Consider the following 15,382-nt stretch of genomic DNA (forward strand, 5'->3'; position numbering starts at 1 on the left):
TGTTGCTTTGTGGTTTTTATGCCGCCAGACGCACCGATGAGCGGCAGCCGTCCATCAGGAAGGACAGGCCGACGACCAGCACCAGCGAACCTTCCGCCGAGCGTGCGGTACCGGTGATGCCTTCGACGTGCAGCGCCGTCATCGGCTTGATCACCAGGTCGGCCGTGCCGTCCACCGCTTCCACCGCGATGATGTAGGGCTGGGGCGCGTTGATGACGATGCCGACGCGCTCCGAGCATTCCTCGTAGCCCAGCGACAGCGCCAGCGAACGCACCGGCAATGGACGGCCCTGGTCTTTCAGCACCGGGGCGCCGCCGACCTGCATGAAGGTCTCCGGCAGCTCGACCACGCGCTCGACCACCGCCATCGGCAGGGCCAGCTGGGCGCCCGAGGTCGACACCAGCATGGTCGGCACGATCGACAGTTCGATCGGCAGGCGGATCGAGAACTTGGTGCCCTTGCCCAGGTTCGAGTCGATGCGGATCGCGCCGCGGTTCTTCTCGACGGCGGTCTTGACCACGTCCATGCCAACGCCGCGGCCCGACACCGAGGACGCCACGTCCTTGGTCGAGAAGCCGGGCAGGAACACCAGCTGGTAGGCTTCGTCGTCGGACGTCGCCTGGTGCTCGGTGATCAGGCCCTTCTCCATCGCCTTCTTGCGCAGCTTGGCCGGGTCCATGCCGCGGCCGTCGTCCTGCAGCACGATCATGACGCTGTTGGCTTCCTGCCAGGCTTTCAGCAGGATGTAGGCCTTGGCCGGCTTGCCGTTGGCGACGCGGTCTTCCGGCCCTTCGACGCCATGGTCGAGCGCATTGCGCAGCATGTGCACCAGCGGATCGTACAGGCTGTCCACCACCACGCGGTCGACTTCGGTCTCGGCGCCTTCGATGGTTAGTTCGACTTCCTTGCCCAGGTCCTTGGCCAGCTCGCGCACCAGGCGCGGGAATTTCTGGAACAGGCGGCCGACCGGCTGCATGCGGGTCGCCAGCGTGGCGCGCTGCAGCTCGGCCGAGTAGCGCGAGGCGCGCTCCAGGGTTTCGGTCAGGGTCGCCATCAGGGTGGCAGCCTGGCCTTCGAACTTGAACTGCGACAGGCGCTCGAGCAGCACGGCGGCCTGGTTCGCGGCCTGCACCGATTCGCCGGCCACTTCCAGCAGCGCGTCCAGCTTGACCGCGTCGATACGGATGCTTTCGTCGGCCTTGGCGGCGGCAGCCTGCGCCGGCTTGTTCTCGGTGCGGCGCTCGACGCCGTCCCAGCCCGATTTGGCCTGCGCCGCGTCGGGTGCGGCAGCAGCAGGCGCTGCCGCCGCGGGCACTGCGGCAGCGGATGTCGCTTCCTGTGCAGCGGCAGTAGCAGCGGTAGCAGCTGCGGCGGCCGGCGTATGCGTGCCGGGCGGGACCACCGCCATGTACATCGCTTCCCAGTCCAGGCCGTCGGCGCTGGCAGCTGCGGCAACCGGGGCCGGTGCGGCGGCCGGCACTGGCGCCGGCGCTGCTGCCACGGGGGCCGGTGCCGGTGCTGCCGCCTTCGGCGCATCCTTGCCGTCGATCGCATCCTTCAGCATGCGCTCGAGGTCGGCCGGCATCGGCGCCAGCTGCTCGGGCGCGGTACCGTTGTTCAGGTCGTTGAGCTGGTCGGCGACGAAGCCGGATGCCTGCAGCGACGCTTCGATCGCCGACGGCGTGACCGGGGCCGCGCCGGTGCGCAGCGCGTCGAACAGGTTTTCCGTCAGGTGGCAGGCGGTCACCAGCGCAGGCAGTCCCATGAAGCCCGCGCCACCCTTGATGGTGTGGAACGAGCGGAACACCGCGTTCAGCGTTTCCTTGTTATCGGGATCGCGTTCGAGGCGGAGCAGGTGCTCCTCGACGTTGGTCGCCAGATCCAACGCCTCGATCACGAAATCCTTGAGCATTTCATCCATTAGAATCCCAGATCGGCAAGAAGGTCATCGACACTATCCTGGTCCAGCGCCGCGGTCGGCACCGACGGGCCCGACATCAGCTCGGCCGGCTTCTCCGGCTCCTGCGCGGCCGCCTTCTGCGCCAGCTTTTCCTTGACGTCGGCCGGCGCGCTGTCGCGCAGCAGCTGGGCCAGCTCGTTTTCCACGGTCTGGGTGATCTTGACGACTTTCTTGATCAGCTGACCGGTAATGTCCTGGAAGTCCTGCGCCATCATGATCTCGAGCAGGCGCGCCTTTTCGGCTTCGGTCGCTTCCGACACGGCCTGGGCGAAGCTGCGCGAGTCGCCGGCCAGGGCCTTGAACTGCTCGAGCGACAGCTTGCCGGCGAACAGGTCGGCCCAGCGGCCTTCCATGTCCTTGGCCTGCTTCGACAGGACGTCCTGGGCCGGCATGCCGTCGTCCAGCGTGTTCAGGACCTTGTTGGCGGCCTGCTCGGTCAGGGTGGCGACATATTCCAGGCGGTCCTGGGCGTCCACGATCTGCGAAGACGCTTCGGTCAGGGCCTTGTCGTAGCCGAGCTCGCGCAGCGAGTCGTGCATGATGCGCACGATGCTGCCCAGGCGGGCATACATCATCTGGCCATCCGGGTCGTCGGTGGCCTCGGCGGCGGGTATGGTGGCGGGTACGGCGGTGGCCACCGGCGCCGGTGCGAGCGCGGCTGCGACTGGCGCGGCGGCCGGCGCGACGCTCGAAGCCACCTGGTCGAACAGGGCCTCAAGATCGTCAGTGTCGTCACTGTCGCCACCGGCAGCGGGTTCGGGCGCCGGTGCCGGCGCCGGAGCGGGCGCGCTGGCTCGCTGCGCTGCCACTTCCTCGAATAGTGCGTCGAAATCGTCAGCGGCGTCGGTCATAGTCCCTGCTTCTCCATAATGTGTAAATATCGCGATGATCTGTACTGTGCTGTGCTTGCTCCCGTCAATACGATGACGGTACGGGTATTGCACGGAGTGTAGCAGCGTGGTTGCCGTAGGTAAATCTCGGAAAACGGACCGTTGTTCATTGGGTCAGTAAACTTAGTTAGGCGACAATTATTTCCACCCGTTTCTGAATATTTTCGCAAAGCAAGTGTTGTATTTTTTTATCGCGGCTTTGTCACAATCAATGTTTTCGCCCTAGAAAGCAAACACAACACTGAGCAAGATCAAGCATTTACCATCTGCCAAGGATGGAAACCCGAACTACAATAACCAGGTAACGTGATGTGAGGGAGGACTCACCATGTACCAGAAAATTCTGATCACCACCGACGGTTCCGCGGTGTCCCAGCACACCGCCTGTGCCGGTGTCCAGTTCGCACGGCAGATGGGCGCGGAAGTGCTCGCGCTGTTCGTCGCGCCCGAGTACCAGTATCCCGTGTATGTCGAGATCATCCCGCCTTCCTACCCTAGTGAGGAAGACTACCTGGGGCAGATGCGGCGCATGGGCGAGGAATACATGGGCAAGATCATGCGCTCGGCCGAGCAGGCCGGACTGAAGCATGCATGCATGACCGCGTTCTCGGACGCGCCAGCGCTGAAGATCGTCGACGTGGCCGAACAACAACACTGCGACCTGATCTTCATGGGCTCGCACGGCCGCAGCGGATGGGGCCAGTTGTTGCTCGGCAGCGTGACGAACAAGGTGTTGTCGCAGACCAGCAAGCCCGTGCTGGTGCACCGCTTGATCCGCGAACCCGGCACCTGAATCCGCCTGTTGCAAAAGACCGACGCCGGCGTGGGGACGCTCATTGCCAAAATAATTACAAATTATTCGTTAGCAATGTGCTAGCGTTTAATCTACGTTTCGCATTGCACTTTGGGGAACTTTCATGATTCGCATAGTCATCGCTGACGACCATACCATCATGCGCGAAGGTCTGAAGCGCATCCTCGACGGCGCCCTCGACATCGAGATCGTCGGCGAGGCCATCAATGGCTTCGAAGTCCTGTCGCTGGTGCGCCAGGGCGGCTTCGACCTGCTGCTGCTCGACCTGTCGATGCCGGGCCGCAGCGGCGTCGACCTGATCCGCCAGGTGCGCAGCGAAGCGCCCAAGCTGGCCATCCTCATCCTCACCATGCACGAGGAAGAGCAGTACGCGGTGCGTGCGATCCGCGCCGGTGCTCAGGGCTACCTGACCAAGGAAAGCGCCGGCACCCAGCTGGTCGGGGCGATCCGCAAGGTGGCATCCGGCCGTCCCTATATCAGTACCGAAGTGGCCGAGCAGCTGGCGCTGAACATCATGGCGCCGAACGAACAGCTGCTGCACAAGCAACTCTCGGACCGGGAATTCGAAGTCTTTTCTTTATTAGTGGGCGGAAAATCGATCACCGAAATCGCCAACAACCTGCACTTGTCGGTGAAGACGGTCAGTACGCACAAGACCCGCATCATGCAAAAAATGGGGATGACCTCGCTGTCGGAAATGGTGCAGTATGCCGTCGCGCACCGCCTGCTGGCGCCCATGAAGGCGTGATCGTCACCAAACTGTCTTAGACACCACAAGCTGACTGTGGTTTCCACGCCCAGTGCGTGGCGTCCAAGAGACTAGCTCATCAACGCAGCTATCCTACACGGGTATGCCCTGCTCTCCCTCGGAAGTGAGCCCAGACAGTAAGAAAACTCCTACAGTCTGACTCACCTTCCTACCTACACATTCAGCCGTTGCTGATATGAATGCCGAACTCGTGTTGGCATACTGACTTCAGCGTTTCGACTTGCTTGCGGTCCATTCTCCGCATTGAGCCTCCTGAAACCATGACTTACTAAACCTGGAGATGAGTATGCAGTCCCAGCCAATGTCAGAACAGCGCAATGCCTCCCCCTCGACCCTGCACTCGTCACAGATGGAAGCTGGGCGCCAGCGCCAAGGTCGCCTTTGGTCCAACCTGAAAGAAGTCTGCGACCTGCTCCATATTCCGGCCGCCGTATCGATGAACACCGAGGAACTCCTGTTCCAGCACGTGCAGTTCAAGACCGGCCAGCGTGTCCACACGATCGGCCAGGCTTTCGACACCCTGTACATCGTCAATTCCGGCTTCCTGAAAACGGTGCTGATCGACGAATTCGGCAACGAACAGGTGCTGAGCTTCCCCATGAAGGGCGACATGCTCGGCGTCGACGGCATCCACACCCGGCACTACGCGTCCGAAGCGGTCGCGCTGTCCGACTGCGACCTGATCCTCGTACCGTTCAAAAAGCTCACTGCCCTGGGGAGGGTGCATGCCGAGCTCGAGAACCTGATGTACGGCGTGATGAGCCGCGAACTGGTGCGCGAGCAGGCCATGATCGGCATGCTCGGGGCCCTGTCGGCGGAAGCCCGCGTGGCCCGCTTCCTGATCTCGCTGGCCGATCGCTTCGCCGCGATGGGTTACTCGAGCAAGCTGTTCAACCTGCGCATGACGCGCCACGAGATCGGCAGCTATCTGGGCCTGACGCTCGAAACCGTCAGCCGCACGCTGTCCGCCTTTAACGAGATCGGCTTGATCACCGTCGACCAGCGCACCATCGGCATCAAGGATCCGGAAGCCCTGAAAACCCTGCGCCGCCTGCCGCCCTCGCGTTCCCGCGCCAAGCAGAACGCCAAGGCCAAGGCCGACGCCGAATCCTCGGGCGACGGCCAGGTGCTGGCCACGGCCTGAACCTGCTTCGCAGCGCTTGAAACAGGAAAGCCGGCTCGAAACTGAGCCGGCTTCTTCATTTCTGGAGCGCCGACAAAACGCTCAGGGCAAGGGATGCGGCCACCCGACGTGCCTTCGAAGACAGTACGCTAGTACGGCGAGAAGGTGCAACGCCGCCATGGGCGTTTTGTCAGTCGCGGGTCAGGACGCCGTCGGCCACGCGCACCTGCTCGCCCACGCGGAAGCCCGGATCGTTGTCGTAGCGAATGGATTGCGTCGCGCCATTCTCGTAGCGCACCACCACTTCATAGCGCGGCGCGCGCGCGTTGCGCTCGATGGCGCGTCCGGCCAGCGCGCCGCCGACCGCACCGGCCACCGTCGCCGCCGTACGGCCGCTGCCGCTGCCCACCTGGTTGCCGAGCAGGCCGCCGACCGCGGCCCCGCCCAGCGTGCCGGCCGCGCCGGCTTCGCCCTGCAGCACATTCACCGATTCCACCGTCGCGCAGTTGGTGCAATAGCGTGCGACGCGCTGGCTGTCTTCCACGCGGCGATCATCGCGGCGATCGACGCGGCGGTTGTCGATACGGTCGTCACGGTCGCGCCCGCCCGCCAGCAGGGGCTGGCCCAGGGTCGCCGTCGAATAGCGGCCGTTGGCGCGGATGGTCGCGGTGACGGAAGCATCCGGCGCGATGTTGTCGTCACGGCGGATCGTGTACAGGCCGGCGTATTCGCCTGGCCGCACTTCCGGCAGCGTGAAGATGCCGCGCGTGCCGGCGATCTGGACGTCGACCTTGGCGCCCGGCGTGCCGATCACGGTGAACTTCAGCTCATGGCCCGGACCGAGATCGTCGCTGCCGCGCACGTCGAAGGTCTGGACGCGCGGCGTGCCTGCCAGCTGGCGGTCGTCTCCGCCCGTGCGGTCGGGCATGCGCACGATGGTCGCGGCCAGCGCCTGGGTCTTGACCATGCCGTTCACGCGCAGATTGGCGGTGATCGAGCTGTCCGGACGGATGCGGTCGTGGGTACCGATCGTGTAGGTGCCCTGGTAGGTGCCGGGACGGGTTTCGTTCAGATTGAGGTTGCGGGTGGCGCCGTCGATGCGCACGGTGGCGTTGCCGCCCGGCGTACCGAACACTTCGAAATTCAGTTCCGCGCCCGGCTCGATGCGGCGCAGTTCGTTGACATTGAAACCTTCGATGCGCGGCTCCAGCTGGCGCGCACGCGGGTGTTCCTGGGCCTGCACCGGCGCCGGCACGGTGGCCGTGAAGAGTGGCAGCGCGGCAACCACTGCCGCGGCGAGTGTCTGACGGGTTGTTGCCATGATGTCCTCCTGGGAAGTGCAATTGTCAATGTGGCCAGCTTACGCCGCACACGACCGTATCTCGGTGCGCTAACGTACGCTGTGCACTGCCTCGCCTGAGCTCACCCAAACCCGCTCCCCAGGCTCCGGCCGCAAGGCATGGCCGCCGGTGAACGCGCCGAAAGACGGCAGGATCATCCGCGTCGGCCCGGCGATAAAACACGGCAGGCGCAGCGCATCGGAACGCGTCGCCAGCACATAGACCGGATGCACGTGGCCAGCCAGCACGTAGCCGGGCGCGGCGATGTCCGGGTGGTGGCAGAAGGAATACGGCCCCACCGTCCAGGGTTCGTCGACGAGGTCGATACCGAGCTCCCCGGCCGGGTCGCCCGCATGCTTGTCGTGGTTGCCGCGCACCAGCGTCAGCACCAGCTCGCAGCGGCGCCGGCGCCAGGCCAGCATCGCGGCCTGGGTCGATGCCGCGTGGGCGGCGCGCGCATGCAGGAAGTCGCCGAGGAACAGCACGTGGTTCGCGCCGGTCAGTTCGATCAGGGCATCGAGGGCCAGCAGGTTTTCGGTGGTGGTCCCTTTCGGCACCGGAATGCCGAAGGACCGGAAGGCCGCCGCCTTGCCGAAATGGATGTCGGCGACGATCAGCATGCGCTCGCGCGGCCAGAATGCGGCCTTCTGCGGCAGCAGCACCAGCGGCTCTCCGCCGAGCTCCACCGTCAGCGCACCCGCGATCCCCACCCCATTCATGCCGCGGCCGCCTTTTCCAGTTCGCGCACCATGCGCGCCACGCGGTCGGACAGCTTCTCGGTCGAGACCTTTTCGCGGAAGCGCTCGACCATCAGCGGAAAGCCGAAGGGCGTGGCGCGTTTGACCTCGTGGAAGGCGATGCGGCGCCCGTGCAGCTCGGTGAGCGTGTCGCGCAGGCGGGTCAGTTCAAGCTCCTGCTCCAGCACCTCGCGCTCGGCCTGGGTCAGCAGCAGGTTGCCGCTGTCGTGCTTGCGGAAAACCTCGTAGAACAGCGCAGATGAAGCCTGCACCTGGCGCATCGACTTGCGCTGACCCGGAAAACCCTGGTTCACCAGCCCGGCGATGCGCGCCACCTCGCGGAAGCGCCGCTGCGCCAACTGGGTCGCGTTCAGGCTGTCCAGCACATCCTCCAGCAGGCGCCCGGTATCGAACAGCCCGACGCCGGCACCTAGCTGCGCCTCGAACATGCGGCCCCAGTCGACCGGCTCCGGCGACAGCAGCTCGAAGCCGTAGTCGTTCACCGCCACCGAAAAGGTGGAAGGCATGGTCTTCCCGACCCGAAAAGCCAGCAGCGACGCCAGGCCCGTGTGCACCGAGCGCCCGCCGAACGGGTAGACGAACAAGTGCCAGCCCTCGCGGCTTTTGAGGCTTTCGATGACCAGCACCTCGGCGGTAGGGAGCGCCGACCAGCGCGCCTGCACTTCCAGCAGCGGCCGCACGGCCTGCATTTCCGGGCCTTCGAAGATGCCTTGCGCGGCGCGCTCGAGTTCTTCGAGCCCGGCCCGCGCCATCTCCGCGCTGAGCGGCACCTTGGTTCCGCCCCAGCGGCTGATCGCGCCGCGCGTCGAAGCACTGCGCTTGACGTAAGCCGTCATCTCATGCACCCGCACCAGCTCCAGGATACGGCCGCTGAACAGGAAGTGGTCGCCGGGCTTCAGACGGCCCACAAAAGATTCCTCGACGCTGCCGATCCGGCCGCCGCTCACGTACTGCACCTGCATCTGCGCATCCGAGACGATGGTGCCGATGCTCATGCGGTGCCGACGCCCGATCGTCGCGTCGGGCACGCGGTAGACGCCCTCCTCGTCCGGCAGCACGCGCCGGTACTCCGGATACACCTCCAGGCTCTGGCCGCCGCGCGCGACGAAGTCCAGCGCCCACTGCCACTCCTCCCTGGTGAGGTGGCGATAGGACCAGGCGGTCCTTACTTCCTCGTACAACTCCTCCGAGCGGAAGCCGCCGCCCAGCGCGATCGTCACCAGATGCTGCACCAGCACGTCGAAGGGTTTGTTCGGCACCTGGCGCGCCTCGATGCGGCGCGTGGCGACGGCGCGTTTGGCGCCGGCCGCTTCCAGCAGCTCCAGACTGTTGGTCGGCACCAGGGTCACGCGCGACACGCGTCCCGGCGCATGACCGCTGCGCCCGGCGCGCTGCAGCAGGCGCGCGATGTTCTTGGCGCTGCCGACCTGCAGCACGCGCTCGACCGGCAGGAAGTCCACGCCGAGGTCCAGGCTGGCCGTGCACACGACCGCCTTCAGCTCGCCGTTCTTGAGCCCCTTCTCGACCCAGTCGCGCACCTCGCGGTCGAGCGAGCCGTGGTGCAGCGCGACGGTGCCGGCCCAGTCCGGGCGCGCCTCGATCAGGTTCTGGTACCAGACTTCGGACGAAGCCCGGGTATTGGTGAAGACCAGGGTCGCGCCGTACTTCTCGATTTCCTCGATCACCGGCTGCAGCATCTGCAGGCCCAGGTGCCCGCCCCAGGGGAAGCGCGAAACGTTTTGCGGGATCAGGCAGTCGACCACGATCTGCTTCTTCAGGTCGCCCTCGACCAGCACGCTCTTGCTCTCGTCGGCACCGGCGCCCAGCAGCACGTTGCGCGCATCCTGCAGATTGCCCATGGTCGCCGACAGGCCCCACACGACCAGGTCCGGATTCCAGCGCCGCAGTCTTGCCAGCGCCAGCTGCACCTGCACGCCGCGCTTGCTGCCCATCAGCTCGTGCCACTCGTCGATGATGATCATGTCGAGGTGCTTGAACTGGTCGCGCGCACCCGCGTGCGACAGCAGCAGGGACAGCGATTCCGGCGTCGTGATCAGCGCGCCGGGCAGGTTCTTCGACTGGCGCGCGCGCTCGGCCGAGCCAGTGTCGCCGGTGCGCGCGCCCAGCGTCCAGCTGCCGATCGCGTCGGGGCTGGCGGCGCCCAACTCTTCTGCCGACACCTCGAGCGAGCGCTGGGTGTCGGCCGCCAAGGCGCGCATCGGCGTGATCCACAGCACCCGCAGACCGGTGCGGTCGCGGCGCGAGCGATTCGCGCCGCGCAGCATCGCCGCGAACCAGACGGCATAGGTTTTACCGGCGCCGGTATTCGCGTGCAGCAGCCCGGACTGCCCGGCCAGCGCTGCCTTCCACACCGCGCGCTGAAACGGGAAGACTTTCCAGCCGCGGTTCGCGAACCACGCATCGACCGCCTCTTCCGCCTTCGACTTGCTCATGGCGACGCCGCTTCCAACAAACCCTTCAAGGTATCCAGTGTATCGGCTTCTTCGACCGGCTTGTCGTCGCGCCGGCGCAGGATGCGCGGGAAGCGCACCGCGATCCCGGCCTTGTGCCGCGGCGACAGCGCGATGCCTTCGAAGCCCAGCTCGAACACCATGGTCGGCTTGACCGAGCGCACCGGCCCGAACTTCTCGACCGTGGTCTTGCGGATGGTGGCGTCGACCTGGCGGATCTCGGCATCGGTCAGGCCGGAATAGGCTTTCGCGAAGGGCACCAGGCGGCGCTGCTCGCCTTCGCCATCCCACACCGCGAAGGTGTAGTCGGTGTAGAGCGAAGCGCGGCGGCCGCTGCCCGGCTGGGCATAAATCAGCACCGCGTCCACCGCATACGGATCGATCTTCCACTTCCACCAGGTGCCGACGTCCTTGGTGCGGCCCACGCCGTACTGGGCGTTCCTCGCCTTCAGCATCATGCCCTCGACCCCGCGCGCGCGAGACTCTTCGCGCAGCCTGGCGAGGTCGTCCCAGCTGTCGGCGACCACCAGCGGCGAAATGCGCAGCTGCGGCCTGGCGACGCCGGTCACTAGGGTTTCCAGCAGCGCGCGCCGCTCGTGCTGGGGCAAGCCGCGCAGGTCGACGCCGTCCAGCTCGAGCAGATCGTAGGCCAGCAGCACCGCCGGCAGCTCGGCCAGCAGTTTGTTCGACAGGGTCTTGCGGCCGATGCGCTTCTGCAGATCGGCAAACGGCGCCGGCGCGTCTCCGCCGGTCCAGATCAGCACCTCGCCATCGACCACGGTCCCTTCCGGCAGCGTCAAGGCCGCCAGCTCCGGAAAGCGTTCGGTGATCAAATCTTCGCCGCGCGACCACAAATAGTTCTGCGCGCCGCGCCGCACCAGCTGGGCGCGGATGCCGTCGTACTTCCACTCGACCTGCCAGTCGGACAGCGTCCCCAGCTCGCTTGGTTCGCCATTCAACTGGTGCGCCAGGAAGAAGGGATAAGGCTGGCCGCCGCGCAGCTTGTGTTCGTCCTCGGACTGGGCCGCGATCAGCTGCAGGAAGCCGGCGGCTGTCGGGCGCACCCGGCCATCGGTCCAGCCCATCAGGCGCTGCGCGATCAGCTTGGCGTCGACCGCGGCGATGGCCGCCAGCGCACGCGTCACCAGCAGCTTCGAGACGCCGACCCGGAAACCGCCGCCGATCAGTTTGACGAACAGGAAGCGCTCGCGCCAGGTCAGCTCGTCCCAGTATTCGAACAGCTTTTCGCGGATGAAGCCGGGATCGGCGCCGCGCAGCGGGCCGATGCGCTCTTCCATCCACACGGCCAGGCCGATGTCGCTGTGGCGCTTCGGCGGCGGCAGGATGTGGGCGATGGTCTCGGCCATGTCGCCGACCGCCGCGTGGCTTTCTTCGAACAACCACTCGTCCAGCCCGGCGTATTCGATGGCCGCCTCGCGCAATACCTTGGTCGGCACCGCCTGTCTCGGCTTGCCGCCGGCCAGGAAGTAGACGGCCCAGGCGGCGTTTTCGGGCGCGGTGTGCTCGAAGTAGTTCTGCAGCGCTTCCAGCTTGCGATTGGTGGCGGTGGTTTCGTCGAGTTCGGCGTAGAGCTGGGCGAATTCACGCATCCTTCGCCTCCGCCTTGTCAGCCGCCCCCTTGTGCGACTCGCCCTCCTCCGGCGCGGCCGAACCAGTGGCCTCATCGTCTTCGTCCCCGTACTCGGTGTCGAAGGCCTTCGCATCGAGCCCGATCTGGCACAGCCAGCGCACCATCACCGGGATCGAGCCATGGGTGACGACCACCTGGTGCGCGCCGGTGGCTTCGATGGCCGACAGCAGGCCGGGCCAGTCGGCATGGTCGGACAGCACGAAGCCGCGGTCGACGCCACGGCGGCGCCGGGCGCCGCGCAGCAGCATCCAGCCGCTGGCGAAGGCATCCGAGTAATCGCCGAAGCGGCGGGTCCAGGTCGAGCCGGCGGCGGACGGCGGCGCCAGCACCAGCGCGCGCTTCATCTCGTCCTTGCCGGTCTCGCTGACCAGCCGGGTCGGCGGCAGTTCGACGCCACCCTCGCGGTAGACGCGGTTCAGCGGCTCGACCGCACCATGGCAGACGATGGGCCCGATCGAAGTATCCAGCCCGGACAGGATGCGCTGGGCCTTGCCGAAGGCGTAGGCATACAGCACGCTGGTGCGGCCCTCATCCGCGTTGCGGCGCCACCAGGCGTTGATGTCGTCGTAGACCTCCTGCTGCGGGTCCCAGCGGTAGATCGGCAGGCCAAAGGTCGACTCGGTAATGAAGGTATGGCAGCGCACCGCCTCGAAGGGTGCGCAGGTGGCATCCGGCTCGACCTTGTAGTCGCCCGAGGCGACCCAGATCTCGCCCTCGTATTCCATGCGCACCTGGGCGGAGCCGAGCACGTGGCCGGCCGGGTGCAGCGAGACCGCGACGCCGTTATGGACGATGCGATCGCCATACGCCAGGCCGTCGATGTTGATGTCGGCGCCCAGGCGCGACTTCAGGATGTTCACGCTCTGGTTCGATGCCAGGTAGTGCTTGTGGCCCCAGCGCGCGTGGTCGCCGTGGGCATGGGTGATGACGGCCCGGTCCACCGGCCGCCAGGGGTCGATGTAGAAATCGCCAGGTACGCAGTACAGGCCCTCCTTCCTTACGACGACCATGTCACCCATAAAGCTCCTTAATCGATGTGCGTCACGAAGTCCTTCAGGAAGGACCGCTTTTCCCCGTCCGGGAATTCGATGCAGACCTGATCGGCCGCCATCGACACCACCGTGCCCTCGCCGTACTTCGGCACCTTGACCCGCTGGCCGGGCTCGAACAGCGAGGCGGGATCGGGTTCGGCTGCCGGTTCGTGGTCGAATTCGTCGTCGCGGATTTCGATATCTTCCGTCAGCACGGCCGCCGGCGGATTCAGGCAGTTATCGCAGCGGCAGCACTTCTCGAAGCCTTCGACTTCGTCGCCGAAGTAATCGAGCAGCAGCTTCCAGCGGCAGAAACCGCTGACCGCATAGCCGACCATCTGCTCCAGGGCCTCCTTGTCGTGCTCCTGCTTGCGGCGGTAAACCTCGGCCATGGCTTCGAACAGGGTTTCTTTCGGCTGCTGGGCGGTGACGTTCCAGGCCAGCTTGCGCGACTGGCGCAGCAGCTTCATGTCCTTCAGCAGCTTCAGGCAGACCTTCAGGTGCGGACCGGCCAGCTCGCCGGCGACGTCCTCGACGCGCTCGGGCGTGGCGGTCTCGTTCTCCGCCAGTTCGCGCACGGCCTCGTAAACGGCGCGGATCTCGGCGGCGGTCGGGTAGTGCTTCACCAGGAAGAACTGCTGCACCCGCTTGTCGTCCTGCAGGAACAGCAGCGTGCATTCGGCATCCTTGCCGTCGCGGCCGGCGCGCCCGGATTCCTGGTAATAGGCTTCCAGGTTGGCGGGGATCTGCAGGTGGATCACGAAGCGCGTGTCGGGCTTGTCGATGCCCATGCCGAAGGCGTTGGTGGCGACCATCACGCGCCGCTCATCGTCCATGAACAGGTCCTGATTGGCCTTGCGCTCGGCGGCCGGCAGCTTGCCGTGGTAGATGGTGACCGACTCGCCGGCTTCCGCCAATAGGTGGTACATCTCTTCCGCCATCTTGACGGTGGCGGCGTAGACGATGCCCTTGCCCTCGGTCTCGGCCACCAGGCGCCGCGCTTCGGCCAGCTTTTCGTCGTGGTTGGTCACCTGCAGCACGCGGTAGTGCAGGTTCGGTCGGTAGACCCCGGTATTGATGACGTTCATGCGCGGCCGGTTGAGCTGACGGCCGATATCGTCCATCACCTCCTCGGTGGCGGTGGCAGTCAGCGCCAGCACCGGCGGCCGGTCGAGGGCTTCGATGGCGCCGGCCATCTCCAGGTAGGCTGGACGGAAATCATGGCCCCATTGCGAGATGCAGTGCGCTTCGTCGATCACCACCAGGGCGATCTTGACGGGCTTGAGCACCTCGACGAACTCCGCCATCACCAGGCGTTCGGGCGTGCAGAACACGATCTCGCAGCGGTTCTGCGCGATGGCGGCGAGCGCCTCGCGCTCTTCCTCGGCGGAGAGGCTGCTGTTGACCTGCACGGCGCGGATTCCCAGCTCTTCCAGCTTTTCGAGCTGGTCCTTCATCAGCGAGATGAGCGGGGAAACGACGATGGTCATCCCTTCCAGGATACGGGCGGGAATCTGGTAGCACAGCGATTTACCGCTGCCGGTGGGCATGATCGCCAGCGTGTCCTTGCCATCGAGGACGCTGTCGATCACGCGTTGCTGGCCGTCGCGCAGCTGCTGGATGCCGAAGACGGTATTCAGCAGGCGGCGAATGGTGTTGCGGCGTACCGCAAGCAGGCCTTTGTGCAGGAGTTTGGGTTCGTGTCGGGTCATGATGGCCCAACTGTATCCGGGGCCGATCTGAGCTGGTATAGGACGCAACCTACAGTTACCGTAGGAGCGCCACTAGAGCTTTCCGCTACCGCTCAGACAAGGCGACAAGCTGTTTTCCTACAAAGCGGCGGAATTCCCGCCGATAGTTGCCAGACAGCAGGCGACCTATCATGGAACCATATTCTCCCGCAACCGGCACACGATTGGAGCCATATCATGATCCGCATCTTCCCCGCTACCTGGACCGCCCTGCATGTTGGACTCATCAGCGCCGCTACCTGGCTGCTGATCGAAACCGATGCCCTGACCGGCATGGCTCCGGTGTTCTTCCACTGAACGATGCGGCAAGTCTTGCAGTCTTACCGCATCAGTTTCAAGGGCATGCCTTGCGCGTGTCAGGCGACGCTATCCTGAGCAATCACGGATCGGCGCGCTTTCCTTTGTCCTTTCTTTTCCCTTCTATTCAGGCGTAACGCTGCATCGAATCCGCATAGCGGTTCGGGCGGGATTCCTGCACCCAGAACACGATCAGCACGATCCAGCCGATCAGCGGCACGAACATCAGCAGTTGCCACCATCCGCTGCGATCGGTGTCATGCAGGCGCCGGGCGCCGGCTGCCAGCGAAGGCAGCAGGGTCGCGATATTGAATGCCAGCTGCAGATTCTGGCTGAACAGGCCGCAAAAGAACGACCCCAGGCACAGGAAAAGGAAGAACCACCAGTATTCCGAACGCGGCGCCGTCCCGTCGAACGTTGCGTATTTGCTGAAGCAGGTTTTGATCGATTCGCTAAAGGTCATGACATCCCCGGTTTGACAGGCGCGGCAGCCACCATGGCGAGCCGGCGCGACTCTATCCTACATG

12 protein-coding genes are annotated in these 15,382 nt (G+C 65.4%); 3 read left to right on the forward strand and 9 right to left on the reverse strand.

Annotated features, from left to right (window positions below):
• Positions 1-16: 16 nt before the first annotated feature.
• A complete protein-coding gene (locus NX782_RS11795) occupies positions 17-1,921 on the reverse strand; it encodes a chemotaxis protein CheA (protein ID WP_258845653.1) in 1,905 nt (634 codons plus the stop codon).
• Positions 1,921-2,811: a protein phosphatase CheZ gene (locus NX782_RS11800; RefSeq protein ID WP_258845654.1), complete on the reverse strand. Its 891-nt coding sequence runs from the start codon at positions 2,809-2,811 to the stop codon at positions 1,921-1,923. Before NX782_RS11800 ends, NX782_RS11795 begins: the two co-directional genes overlap by 1 nt.
• Before the next feature lie 367 nt (positions 2,812-3,178).
• Between NX782_RS11800 and NX782_RS11805 the strand changes: the two genes are divergently transcribed.
• From NX782_RS11805 to NX782_RS11815, 3 genes are all read left to right on the forward strand, one after another.
• On the forward strand, positions 3,179-3,643 hold the full coding sequence (locus NX782_RS11805; protein ID WP_258845655.1) for a universal stress protein: 465 nt from the start codon (positions 3,179-3,181) through the stop codon (positions 3,641-3,643).
• Positions 3,644-3,767: 124 nt separating this feature from the next.
• On the forward strand, positions 3,768-4,412 hold the full coding sequence (locus tag NX782_RS11810) for a response regulator (RefSeq protein ID WP_036232923.1): 645 nt from the start codon (positions 3,768-3,770) through the stop codon (positions 4,410-4,412).
• Positions 4,413-4,782: 370 nt separating this feature from the next.
• Positions 4,783-5,577, forward strand: coding sequence for a Crp/Fnr family transcriptional regulator (locus NX782_RS11815; RefSeq protein WP_258845752.1), 795 nt, complete (start codon positions 4,783-4,785; stop codon positions 5,575-5,577).
• Between the two features lie 169 nt (positions 5,578-5,746).
• On the opposite strand, the gene NX782_RS11820 is transcribed toward NX782_RS11815, so the two are convergent.
• From NX782_RS11820 to NX782_RS11850, 7 genes are all read right to left on the reverse strand, one after another.
• Entirely contained in the window at positions 5,747-6,877 is a 1,131-nt protein-coding gene (locus NX782_RS11820; protein WP_258845656.1) for a glycine zipper 2TM domain-containing protein, read from the reverse strand.
• Between the two features lie 69 nt (positions 6,878-6,946).
• Positions 6,947-7,615 (reverse strand): ligase-associated DNA damage response endonuclease PdeM, encoded by a 669-nt coding sequence (pdeM, locus tag NX782_RS11825; RefSeq protein WP_258845657.1) that lies wholly within the window; start codon positions 7,613-7,615, stop codon positions 6,947-6,949.
• Positions 7,612-10,107: a ligase-associated DNA damage response DEXH box helicase gene (locus NX782_RS11830; protein ID WP_258845659.1), complete on the reverse strand. Its 2,496-nt coding sequence runs from the start codon at positions 10,105-10,107 to the stop codon at positions 7,612-7,614. The genes pdeM and NX782_RS11830 overlap by 4 nt, the downstream gene beginning before the upstream one ends.
• The gene (locus tag NX782_RS11835; RefSeq protein ID WP_258845661.1) at positions 10,104-11,735 is read right to left on the reverse strand and encodes an ATP-dependent DNA ligase; all 1,632 of its coding nucleotides are present in this window, start codon (positions 11,733-11,735) and stop codon (positions 10,104-10,106) included. The genes NX782_RS11830 and NX782_RS11835 overlap by 4 nt, the downstream gene beginning before the upstream one ends.
• On the reverse strand, positions 11,728-12,795 hold the full coding sequence (locus NX782_RS11840; RefSeq protein WP_258845662.1) for a ligase-associated DNA damage response exonuclease: 1,068 nt from the start codon (positions 12,793-12,795) through the stop codon (positions 11,728-11,730). The genes NX782_RS11835 and NX782_RS11840 overlap by 8 nt, the downstream gene beginning before the upstream one ends.
• An 8-nt stretch (positions 12,796-12,803) precedes the next feature.
• The gene (locus NX782_RS11845) at positions 12,804-14,519 is read right to left on the reverse strand and encodes a RecQ family ATP-dependent DNA helicase (protein WP_258845663.1); all 1,716 of its coding nucleotides are present in this window, start codon (positions 14,517-14,519) and stop codon (positions 12,804-12,806) included.
• 463 nt (positions 14,520-14,982) lie between these two features.
• Positions 14,983-15,318 carry a DUF805 domain-containing protein gene (locus NX782_RS11850; protein WP_258845665.1) on the reverse strand — a complete coding sequence of 112 codons (336 nt, stop codon included), beginning with the start codon at positions 15,316-15,318 and terminating at the stop codon, positions 14,983-14,985.
• Positions 15,319-15,382 lie beyond the last annotated feature (64 nt).

The organism is Massilia norwichensis (assembly GCF_024753245.1).
Lineage (GTDB): Bacteria > Pseudomonadota > Gammaproteobacteria > Burkholderiales > Burkholderiaceae_D > Telluria > Telluria norwichensis.

Coding starts and splice junctions, on each gene's coding strand:
- NX782_RS11795 (WP_258845653.1), bottom strand. CDS start 1,921: ATGGATGAAATGCTCAAGGATTTCGTGATCGAGGCGTTGGATCTGGCG.
- NX782_RS11845 (WP_258845663.1), bottom strand. CDS start 14,519: ATGACCCGACACGAACCCAAACTCCTGCACAAAGGCCTGCTTGCGGTA.
- NX782_RS11815 (WP_258845752.1), top strand. CDS start 4,783: ATGGAAGCTGGGCGCCAGCGCCAAGGTCGCCTTTGGTCCAACCTGAAA.
- pdeM (WP_258845657.1), bottom strand. CDS start 7,615: ATGAATGGGGTGGGGATCGCGGGTGCGCTGACGGTGGAGCTCGGCGGA.
- NX782_RS11800 (WP_258845654.1), bottom strand. CDS start 2,811: ATGACCGACGCCGCTGACGATTTCGACGCACTATTCGAGGAAGTGGCA.
- NX782_RS11850 (WP_258845665.1), bottom strand. CDS start 15,318: ATGACCTTTAGCGAATCGATCAAAACCTGCTTCAGCAAATACGCAACG.
- NX782_RS11820 (WP_258845656.1), bottom strand. CDS start 6,877: ATGGCAACAACCCGTCAGACACTCGCCGCGGCAGTGGTTGCCGCGCTG.
- NX782_RS11830 (WP_258845659.1), bottom strand. CDS start 10,107: ATGAGCAAGTCGAAGGCGGAAGAGGCGGTCGATGCGTGGTTCGCGAAC.
- NX782_RS11805 (WP_258845655.1), top strand. CDS start 3,179: ATGTACCAGAAAATTCTGATCACCACCGACGGTTCCGCGGTGTCCCAG.
- NX782_RS11835 (WP_258845661.1), bottom strand. CDS start 11,735: ATGCGTGAATTCGCCCAGCTCTACGCCGAACTCGACGAAACCACCGCC.
- NX782_RS11810 (WP_036232923.1), top strand. CDS start 3,768: ATGATTCGCATAGTCATCGCTGACGACCATACCATCATGCGCGAAGGT.
- NX782_RS11840 (WP_258845662.1), bottom strand. CDS start 12,795: ATGGGTGACATGGTCGTCGTAAGGAAGGAGGGCCTGTACTGCGTACCT.